Annotated in this window: 2 protein-coding genes; both read right to left on the bottom strand. The window is 61.9% G+C overall.

The features are described from left to right. Positions 1-26: 26 nt before the first annotated feature. Positions 27-1,091, bottom strand: coding sequence for a hypothetical protein (locus tag ACRXB1_RS35975; protein ID WP_449494766.1), 1,065 nt, complete (start codon positions 1,089-1,091; stop codon positions 27-29). A 30-nt stretch (positions 1,092-1,121) separates the two neighbouring features. Next, positions 1,122-1,435, bottom strand: a 314-nt coding sequence (locus tag ACRXB1_RS35980) for a (2Fe-2S)-binding protein (protein ID WP_449494767.1), incomplete at its 5' end; no start/stop codon positions are given.

A 1,435-nucleotide genomic window follows, 5' to 3' on the forward strand; every position in this document is an offset into this window, starting at 1 on the left:
TTGGGGCAGCGAGCCGAAGTATTCGACTAGTGGAATAGCGCACGGCCCGCCACCACGCGCTTGACCGCTACGTCGCCGGTCGCACGATTGACATCAAGATCGACAATCCATGCCGAATACGCTGGCGTTACCGCGTTGCTCTTGTGTTCATCGAAAGCGAAACCGCGGCCGTGCGCTATTCCACTAGTCGAATACTTCGGCTCGCTGCCCCACGCCGCACGTTCCGCGACTGTATTGATCAGCTCGCGTGCGCCGTCGTATTCCACCGGATCAAGGTGATCGAGCCGGAACGACACGGGATCGCGGTTGTCCTCACGCGCGATTTCATCAATGAACGATTCACGCGCAAAGGCATGCGCCGCGTCAGGAATGAGTTTGGCGGGATCGTCGATCAGTAATTTCGAACGGCGTGACACATACGGGCCTGGATCTCGTGCAGCGGCTTCGTCACCGGAAACACCGGGCGTTCGCGCAATGTATTGCCAATCGAGCAGCGCACCTTCGCTGTCCAATGAAGCCGCGACGGAAAATGTCGCCTCACGCGCGAGCGACGCCGACATATATCCGCCGACACACACCGCGCCGCCGAGTTCTTTACTCAGCACCACGGCGGCGATTGCGGCGAGCGTTGAATCGGTCGCTGTATGGAGCGGATGGAACTCGAAGCGCTCAGCGGAAAACCCCGTCGCGCTGACGAGCTTCGCGAGCAGATCTGCGCCTGGCGGGGTGCTCGTCCATAGGGAGATGAAGTCGCCGTCAACGCGTGCGATCGCCTCGCATGGCGTGAACGTGTCCGGAGAAAGCGGCCAGACGTAATGCGCTTCCTGCTGCAGACCGGAGTGCGGCACGGGCAGCGACGCATCGGCGCCCGTACGATCAACCACGCGCCGCGCGGCATCGCACGCAAGTTCAAGACGGGCCGCAACAAACGCAGCCACGTTCCCCGCGTGAACCCAGCGCACGCTTTCCATTTGCAGCGCAGCAGCACGCTGCAGCAACGCCGGGTCGATGTCCACCAGCACGCATGCATAGAGCATCGACTCGGGCAGCAGCACGGGTCGGCCGGAATCCCGTTCGTGCATGAGGTCCATTACAGGAGGTCCGTTACACGCGTCATTGGATCAGCGCCCTTCTTCGCGTTTCAAATACTCGACCGCGCGATGCACGGCCTTCATGATCTCGATATGCGTACCGCAGCGGCACAGGTTGAAGCGCAGCGCGTCACGAATCGCGGCGTCATCGGGTTCGGGATCGCGATCGAGCAGCGCCTTCGTGCTCATGATCATGCCGTTGAGACAGTAGCCGCATTGCGCCGCTTGTTCATCGATAAAAGCGCGCTGGATCGGATGCAACGCATCCAGCGTGCCGAGCCCTTCGAGCGTGACCGTTTCCCGTCCGATAGCCGCCGCGACCGGCACCACGCACGAACGCGCCA

It is taken from the genome of Caballeronia sp. M23-90, from assembly GCF_053574605.1.